Raw genomic sequence first — 8,404 nt, forward strand, 5'->3', positions numbered from 1 at the left:
ACTGGCGAACGCCTCGACAACCTGGAAGATCCGTATCGTCTGTTCCGTTGCCATACGATCATGAACTGCGTGGACGTATGCCCGAAGGGGCTCAATCCCACGAAGGCGATCGGCAAGATCAAGGAATTGATGGTGCGGCGGGCTGTCTGAGATGGACTCTTGCCATGGGTGACATTCCGCATCAGTCCGACCCTCTACGTCGTGCGCGCCTTCGCTGGCGCGCACGACGCGGCCTGCTGGAAAACGACTTGATCTTCGAGCGTTTCTTCAGCCGATATGAGCATGACCTCAGTGACACCGACGTGGCCGTTTTGACCCGTCTGCTGGAGCTGAGCGACAACGACCTGATGGACTTGCTGCTCGCGCGCAAGGAGCCAGAAGGCGAACTGGTTTCGCCGGATATGACCCGCGTGCTCGGGATGCTGCGCACCGCGTGATTTCTGCGGAAATTCGCAAAACCCCCGAAACTGTAGTTTTGCCGCGCCGCTCCGTCGTGCAAATTATCGAAAACCTGTATCCATACTTCGATTGAGGATGTGCTATGACCCCGTCAGATGTTAAAGCCACGCTATCGTTCAGCGACAACTCGCCGAGCGTCGAATTGCCGATCTACAAGGGCACGATGGGCCCCGACGTAATCGACATCCGCAAGTTGTACGGTCAGACCGGCAAGTTCACGTATGACCCGGGCTTCATGTCTACGGCGGCGTGCAATTCCGCCATCACCTATATCGATGGCGACAAGGGCGAACTGCTATATCGCGGATATCCGATCGAGCAACTGGCGGTCAACGCCGACTTCCTCGAATCGTGCTACCTGCTTTTGAAGGGCGAGCTGCCGAACAAGGCGCAGAAAGCCGAGTTCGTCGATACCGTCACGCGTCACACGATGGTGCACGAGCAGATGCACTTCTTCTTCCGCGGCTTCCGTCGCGACGCGCACCCGATGGCGGTACTGGTTGCAGCGGTCGGCGCATTGTCGGCGTTCTATCACGACTCGCTGAACATCAACGACCCGCGTCACCGGGAAGTCTCGGCTATCCGCATGATCGCCAAGCTGCCGACGCTCGTCGCGATGGCGTACAAGTTCAGCATCGGCCAGCCGTTCGTGTATCCGAAGAACGACCTGTCGTACAGCGCAAACTTCATGCACATGATGTTCGCGAACCCGTGCGAAGAGTACAAGGTCAACGACGTGCTCGTGCGCGCCCTCGACCGTATCCTGATCCTGCACGCGGACCATGAGCAAAATGCTTCGACGTCCACCGTGCGTCTCGCCGGTTCGTCGGGTGCGAATCCCTTCGCGTGTATCGCGGCCGGTATCGCGTGTCTATGGGGCCCGGCGCACGGCGGCGCGAACGAAGCGGCGTTGAACATGCTGGAAGAGATCGGCTCGGTCGACAACATCCCCGAGTTCATCAAGCAGGTGAAGGACAAAAATTCGGGCGTGAAGCTGATGGGCTTCGGCCACCGCGTGTACAAAAACTACGATCCGCGTGCGAAGCTGATGCGCGAAACGTGCCATGAAGTGCTCGAAGAACTCGGCCTGCACGACGATCCGCTCTTCAAGCTCGCGATGGAACTCGAAAAGATCGCGCTCGAAGACGAATACTTCGTGTCGCGCAAGCTGTATCCGAATGTCGACTTCTACTCGGGCATCGTGCAGCGCGCGCTGGGCATCCCGACATCGATGTTCACATGTATTTTCGCGATGGCGCGTACGGTGGGCTGGATCGCGCAGTGGAACGAGATGATCGCCGATCCGGAGCAGAAGATTGGCCGTCCGCGTCAGTTGTTCATTGGAGAGGCGCCGCGTGAAGTCAAGGCGATCGACAAGCGTTAAGAGCTTTCGGTTTGCCGCAGACAAGGAACCCCGCCTACGCGGGGTTTTTTGCATCTTGGCAGGCAAGAGGGTGTCCGAGACGGCTGCAGCGCATATCCGGCACGCGGAACATCGTCCAAGCCCGTGAAACGAAACACTTTTCGGCTCAGCAGGCTGAATCAAAAGCGCGTCGCGCCGCGCGAAAAACCATCCGGGTACCACCCATACAGGTAGCGTCACTACCACCCAACTCCCTGTTTTTTATCGGTTTTTTCTCTCCGAGCCGAAACACGCGCGCTTTCTTGGTGGCATAATCGACCGACACCTAGAACGATCCCCGCAGTCACTTTGAAAGCGCTCACCATGTCACAGACTCTGTACGACAAACTGTGGAACTCGCACGTGATCCACACCGAGGAAGACGGCACTTCCATCCTCTATATCGATCGCCACCTGCTGCATGAAGTGACGAGTCCGCAGGCGTTCGAAGGCCTGAAGCTGGCCGAGCGCCCGGTGTGGCGCATCAGCGCGAATCTGGCGGTGTCGGATCACAACGTGCCCACCACCGACCGCTCGCACGGCATCGCGGACCCGATCTCGAAGCTCCAGGTCGATACGCTCGACGCCAACTGCGACGCCTTCGGCATCACGCAGTTCAAGATGAACGACCTGCGCCAGGGCATCGTGCACATCATCGGGCCGGAACAGGGCGCGACGCTGCCGGGCATGACGATCGTTTGCGGCGACTCGCACACGTCCACGCACGGCGCGTTCGGCGCGCTCGCGCACGGCATAGGCACGTCGGAAGTCGAGCATGTCCTCGCCACGCAAACGCTCTTGCAAAAGAAGAGCAAGAACATGCTGGTCAAGGTCGAAGGCCAGTTGCCGCGCGGTTGCACGGCAAAAGACATCGTGCTCGCGATCATCGGCAAGATCGGCACGGCGGGCGGCACGGGCTACGCGATCGAATTCGGCGGCTCGACCATTCGCGCGCTCTCGATGGAAGGCCGGATGACGGTCTGCAACATGGCGATCGAAGCGGGCGCGCGCGCCGGCATGGTCGCCGTGGACGACATCACGATCAACTACCTGAAGGACCGTCCGTACTCACCGCAGGGCGCGGAGTTCCAGCAGGCGGCCGAATACTGGCGCCAGTTCAAGTCGGACCCGGATGCGCAGTTCGATCGCGTGGTCGAGTTGAATGCCGCGGAAATCGTGCCGCAAGTGACGTGGGGCACGTCGCCGGAAATGGTGACGTCGATCGATGGCCGCGTGCCCGATCCCGAGCGCGAGAAAGACCCGGTCAAGCGCGACGCGCTGGAACGCGCGCTGCACTACATGGCGCTCACGCCGAACACGCCGATCGAATCGATCAAGCCGGACAAGATTTTCATCGGCTCGTGCACGAACGCCCGGATCGAAGACTTGCGCGCGGCCGCCTACGTCGTGAAGACGCTCGGACGCCGCGTCGCGCCGAACATCCGGCTTGCGATGGTCGTGCCGGGCTCTGGGCTCGTGAAGGCGCAGGCCGAACGCGAAGGGCTCGACAAGGTCTTCACCGACGCCGGCTTCGAATGGCGCGAACCGGGCTGCTCGATGTGCCTCGCGATGAACGCCGACCGGCTGGAGCCGGGCGAGCGCTGCGCATCGACGTCGAACCGCAACTTCGAAGGCCGTCAGGGCGCGGGCGGACGCACGCACCTCGTCAGCCCGGCGATGGCGGCGGCCGCGGCGATCGAAGGGCATTTCGTCGATATCCGCAAGCTCGCCTGAACTGAAGCGCACAACATTCACCGGTAAAGCGTCATGGAAAAATTCATTGTTCACAGCGGCCTCGTGGCGCCGCTGGATCGCGAGAACGTCGATACGGACGCGATCATTCCGAAGCAGTTCCTGAAATCGATCAAGCGCACGGGTTTCGGCCCGAACGCGTTCGATGAATGGCGTTATCTCGACGTCGGCCAGCCTGGCCAGGACAACAGCAAGCGTCCGCTGAACCCGGACTTCGTGCTGAACCAGGAGCGTTACAAAGGCGCGTCGATCCTGCTCACGCGCAAGAACTTCGGCTGCGGCAGTTCGCGCGAGCACGCGCCGTGGGCGCTCGACCAATACGGCTTCCGCGCGATCATCGCGCCGAGTTTCGCCGACATCTTCTACAACAATTGCTTCAAGAACGGCCTCTTGCCGATCGCGCTGACGGAGCAACAGGTCGACAAGCTGTTCAACGAGACGTACGCGTTCGTCGGCTACTCGCTGACGGTCGATCTCGAAGCGCAGGTCGTGCGCACCGGCGACGGCACTGAATACCCGTTCGAAGTGCCGGGTTTCCGCAAGTTCTGCCTGCTGAACGGTTTCGACGACATCGGCCTCACGCTGCGTCACGCCGACAAGATTCGCCAGTTCGAAGCGGAGCGCCTCGCGAAGCAGCCGTGGCTGAACAACCGGCTCGTCCGCTAAGTCGTCCGCTAAGCGTCCGATAACTTTCAACTGATTGGGAAACGATATGAAGATTGCAGTGCTGCCCGGCGATGGCATCGGTCCGGAGATCATGAAGGAAGCCGTCAAGGTGCTGAACGCGCTCGGCGAGAAGTTCGAGCTCGAAGAGGCGCCCGTCGGCGGCGCGGGTTACGAAGCGAAGGGCCACCCGCTGCCAGATTCCACGCTGGCGCTCGCGAAGGAAGCCGACGCGATCCTGTTCGGTGCGGTCGGCGACTGGAAATACGATTCGCTCGAACGCGCGCTGCGTCCCGAGCAGGCGATTCTCGGCCTGCGCAAGCACCTGCAGCTTTTCGCGAATTTCCGGCCGGCGATCTGTTACCCGCAACTGACGGCGGCGTCGTCGCTGAAGGCGGAAATCGTGGCCGGGCTCGACATCCTCATCATCCGCGAGTTGAACGGTGACATCTACTTCGGCCAGCCGCGCGGCGTGCGTTCGTCGCCGGACGGCCTGTTCGAGGGCGCGAAGGAAGGCTTCGACACGATGCGTTATTCCGAGCCGGAAGTGCGCCGCATCGCGCACGTCGCGTTTCAGGCTGCGCAAAAGCGGCAGAAGAAGCTGACGAGCGTCGACAAGGCGAACGTACTGGAGACGTCGCAACTGTGGCGCGACGTGATGATCGACGTATCGAAGGAATACGCGGACGTCGAGCTGTCGCACATGTACGTCGACAACGCCGCGATGCAGCTCGTGAAGGCGCCGAAAGCGTTCGATGTGGTCGTTACCGGCAACATGTTCGGCGACATCCTCTCTGACGAAGCCGCCATGCTGACCGGCTCTATCGGCATGCTGCCGTCGGCATCGCTCGACAAGAACAACAAGGGCTTGTACGAGCCGTCGCACGGATCGGCGCCGGACATCGCGGGCAAGGGCGTGGCGAATCCGCTCGCGACCATCCTCTCGGCCGCGATGATGCTGCGCTACTCGCTCGGCAAGACGGAGCAGGCGGACCGCATCGAAAGCGCGGTGAAGAAGGTGCTGGAGCAGGGCTACCGCACCGGCGACATCGCGACGCAGGACGGCAAGACCGTCGGCACGAAGGAAATGGGCGACGCGGTGCTCGCGGCGCTTTAACGCAGGGCGACGCGATCGGCGCTTTTTCGAGAAAGCGCTGATCGCGTGAAAACATCTCTTTTCGCAGCTTATCCCGCACGATCCGCTTGAAATTCAGTGAATCGCGACACCGGTGAGGCGAAAAGAGCGGGTTATCGTGTAGACTGTTTTCTTATGGCGAAGATCTCTCAAATCTCTCTGGACTCGATTTCACGCGGCGAAACGGCCCGCGCGATTCGTCTCGCCACGGTTACGCGCATCGGCACGTCGAGCACGTCCAAGCGCATTACGAAAATCTCCCACAAAACGATCACGATTCGCTGATCGTCCGTCGTGTCCGCCCATCTTCCCCGCGCGGTCACGCCGGGTAAAGTTGCGGGGAAGCGTCCACTTCAAGGGTTAGTCATGAACGTAGGTCTCGTTGGTTGGCGCGGCATGGTCGGCAGCGTCCTGATGCAACGCATGCAGCAGGAAGGCGATTTCGATCTGATCGAACCGGTGTTTTTCAGCACCAGCAATGCGGGCGGCAATGCGCCGTCGTTCGCTAAAAACGAGACAAAGCTGAAAGATGCGACGAGCATCGACGACCTCAAGAAGTGCGACGCCATCATCACGTGCCAGGGCGGCGACTACACGAACGACGTCTATCCGAAGCTGCGCGCGGCGGGCTGGAAGGGCTACTGGATTGACGCGGCGTCGTCGCTGCGCATGAAGGATGACGCGGTCATCATCCTCGATCCGGTGAATCTGAACGTCATCAAGGATTCGCTGGTTGCGGGCGGCCGGAATTTCATCGGCGGGAACTGTACGGTCAGCCTGATGCTGATGGCGCTCGGCGGCCTGTTCCGCGAAAACCTCGTCGAATGGACGACGGCCATGACCTATCAGGCCGCCTCCGGCGCGGGCGCACAGAACATGCGCGAACTGCTCAGCCAGATGGGCGCGTTGCACGGCGCGGTGAAAGAAGAACTGGCGAATCCGTCGTCGGCGATTCTCGACATCGACCGCCGCGTCCTCGCCACGATGAACAGCGACGCCATGCCGACCGAGAACTTCGGCGTGCCGCTCGCCGGTTCGCTCATCCCGTGGATCGACAAGGACCTCGGCAACGGGATGTCGAAGGAAGAGTGGAAGGGCGGCGCCGAAACCAACAAGATCCTCGGCAAGCCGGCGATGGGCGAGCCGGGCTCGGTGCCGGTCGACGGTCTGTGCGTGCGGATCGGCGCGATGCGCTGCCACTCGCAGGCGCTCACGATCAAGTTGCGCCGTGACGTGCCGCTCGACGAAGTGAACGGCATCCTCGCTTCGGCCAACGACTGGGTGAAGGTCGTACCGAACGAGCGCGAAGCATCGATGCGCGATTTGTCGCCGGCTGTGGTGACGGGCACGCTGACGGTTCCGGTCGGCCGTCTGCGCAAGCTGGCGATGGGCGGCGAGTATCTGTCGGCGTTCACGGTCGGCGATCAGTTGCTCTGGGGCGCGGCCGAGCCGCTGCGCCGCATGTTGCGCATTCTGCTCGACAAGTGAAGTAAACTACGCGCCAACGACGCGCGTAGTCACGAAAAGCGTCGCGTTTTCCGCGGCGCTTTTTGTTTTTGTGCGGCTGATCTTTTCGCTTTTTTTACGTTCTTCGACGTGCCTGGAGCCTCAATGACCCTTCGACTTCGTCGGCCTTTCGTCCCCTCGTCACGCGGATCGTCGCGCGGCGTGTTGCTCGCGTTCGGTGTCGCGTGCGTCATGTTATTCGGGGCGAATGTCGGCGATGCGCGGGCGCAGGCTAGTGATGCTTCTGCTGCTTCGAGCGCTTCGGCTGCGGGCGGCACGCAGTACACGGTCAAGCCGGGGCAGTCGCTCAACGATATTTCCGGCGAACTCACCGGATCGAAGGATCGCGCGACGCGCGAAAAGATGTCGCGCGCATTGTTCGATGCGAATCCCGGCGCATTCATGGGGCGCGATCCGAGCCGGCTCAGGCTCGGCGCGGTTCTGAATGTGCCGTCGGTGGATTTGGGCGCTTCAGCGGCGTCGGCGGCTTCAGCGGCGTCGGCAGCGAGTGCGGCGGCTGCGGCTGTTGAGACGGTTCCGGCTCAGGCTTCCGCGCCGGCTGTCGCTGGCTCTACGGCGCCCGCGCCCGCGACGGCGGGTGCGGCTCTCAATGCGCAGCGCGAGGAATCGGCGTCGGCTCCGGGCGGCGCGAGCGAGCCGCACGTCGCTGGCGGGACGATTCAGGCCTCGGGTACGGCGGAAACGCCCGCTGCTTCGGCTGCGTCCGAGACCGCCGCTGCGAACGCATCGGCTGTCACGCCGGCCAGCGAGGCAGCGTCGGCGCCGGCGCCCGCCGCCGCGCCCTCGCGGAATCCGATGGCGATCTACCTCGGCGCCGGCGCGTTTGCCGTGCTGCTCGTGCTTTATCTGTTGAACAAATCGAAGCGCCGTCGGGAGACTGAAGCCGAAGCCGTGGCCGTCGAACGCAATGCCGTGCCGCCTTCACCGACTGCAGTTGCTGAGAATCTCGAAGGCGTATCGATACAGCGCGACGAGGCGGAGTTGAACGCGGTCGCCGCGAGCCTCGAAGACTACGACGCACCGCAATCATTCGATACCCCGACCGACGACGAGCCTCGCGCTACGCCGGCCAGCGCGCAAGCCGACAAGCCCGTTCGGGTGACGGACGCGCCGGTGCGCGAAACGGCATCGCGGCCGGCTCCGTTCATGCCCGAGGCGCCCGCCGCGCGACATCGCGATTTCGTGCCGCCGTTGCGTACCGTCGCTCAGATTGAAGCGGAGGCGCAGGCGCTGGAAATCGAGAAGCAGGAAGCGCTGGCTCGGGAGGCGGCTGAGCGGGAAGTGGCGGCGCGTGAGGCAGCAGAGCGCGCGGCTGTGGAGCGTGCAGCGGCAGAACGTGAAGCAGCAGAGCGCGAAGCAGCAGCCCGTGAAGCGGAAGCGCGAGAGGCCGCAGAACGTGAAGCGGCAGAACGTGAAGCGGCAGAACGTGAAGCGGCAGAACGTGAAGCGGCAGAACGTGAAGCGGC

General features: G+C 62.5%; 8 protein-coding genes and 1 pseudogene. All 9 read left to right on the forward strand.

The genetic code is table 11. The features are described from left to right. Positions 1-150: pseudogene (sdhB, locus tag AWB67_RS33010) on the forward strand (succinate dehydrogenase iron-sulfur subunit); the annotation flags it as partial. A gap of 14 nt (positions 151-164) precedes the next feature. Further along, positions 165-437: an FAD assembly factor SdhE gene (locus AWB67_RS33015; protein WP_087660234.1), complete on the forward strand. Its 273-nt coding sequence runs from the start codon at positions 165-167 to the stop codon at positions 435-437. Positions 438-541: 104 nt separating this feature from the next. Continuing rightward, complete coding sequence (gene gltA / locus AWB67_RS33020; protein ID WP_087660235.1) at positions 542-1,843, forward strand: citrate synthase; 1,302 nt, start codon at positions 542-544, stop codon at positions 1,841-1,843. Between the two features lie 342 nt (positions 1,844-2,185). After that, a complete protein-coding gene (gene leuC, locus AWB67_RS33025; RefSeq protein WP_087660236.1) occupies positions 2,186-3,595 on the forward strand; it encodes a 3-isopropylmalate dehydratase large subunit in 1,410 nt (469 codons plus the stop codon). A gap of 33 nt (positions 3,596-3,628) precedes the next feature. Further along, entirely contained in the window at positions 3,629-4,279 is a 651-nt protein-coding gene (gene leuD / locus AWB67_RS33030) for a 3-isopropylmalate dehydratase small subunit (protein ID WP_087660237.1), read from the forward strand. 46 nt (positions 4,280-4,325) lie between these two features. Further along, the gene (gene leuB, locus AWB67_RS33035) at positions 4,326-5,393 is read left to right on the forward strand and encodes a 3-isopropylmalate dehydrogenase (RefSeq protein ID WP_087660238.1); all 1,068 of its coding nucleotides are present in this window, start codon (positions 4,326-4,328) and stop codon (positions 5,391-5,393) included. A gap of 96 nt (positions 5,394-5,489) precedes the next feature. After that, on the forward strand, positions 5,490-5,696 hold the full coding sequence (locus AWB67_RS40070; protein ID WP_125477792.1) for a hypothetical protein: 207 nt from the start codon (positions 5,490-5,492) through the stop codon (positions 5,694-5,696). An 81-nt stretch (positions 5,697-5,777) separates the two neighbouring features. After that, positions 5,778-6,899 (forward strand): aspartate-semialdehyde dehydrogenase, encoded by a 1,122-nt coding sequence (asd, locus tag AWB67_RS33040; protein WP_087660239.1) that lies wholly within the window; start codon positions 5,778-5,780, stop codon positions 6,897-6,899. Between the two features lie 123 nt (positions 6,900-7,022). Beyond that, the coding region (locus tag AWB67_RS33045; RefSeq protein ID WP_374729871.1) for a type IV pilus assembly protein FimV at positions 7,023-8,404 on the forward strand (1,382 nt) is incomplete at its 3' end.

This window comes from Caballeronia terrestris, assembly GCF_001544515.1.
GTDB classification, from domain to species: domain Bacteria; phylum Pseudomonadota; class Gammaproteobacteria; order Burkholderiales; family Burkholderiaceae; genus Caballeronia; species Caballeronia terrestris.

Coding starts and splice junctions, on each gene's coding strand:
- gltA (WP_087660235.1), top strand. CDS start 542: ATGACCCCGTCAGATGTTAAAGCCACGCTATCGTTCAGCGACAACTCG.
- leuB (WP_087660238.1), top strand. CDS start 4,326: ATGAAGATTGCAGTGCTGCCCGGCGATGGCATCGGTCCGGAGATCATG.
- leuD (WP_087660237.1), top strand. CDS start 3,629: ATGGAAAAATTCATTGTTCACAGCGGCCTCGTGGCGCCGCTGGATCGC.
- asd (WP_087660239.1), top strand. CDS start 5,778: ATGAACGTAGGTCTCGTTGGTTGGCGCGGCATGGTCGGCAGCGTCCTG.
- AWB67_RS33015 (WP_087660234.1), top strand. CDS start 165: ATGGGTGACATTCCGCATCAGTCCGACCCTCTACGTCGTGCGCGCCTT.
- leuC (WP_087660236.1), top strand. CDS start 2,186: ATGTCACAGACTCTGTACGACAAACTGTGGAACTCGCACGTGATCCAC.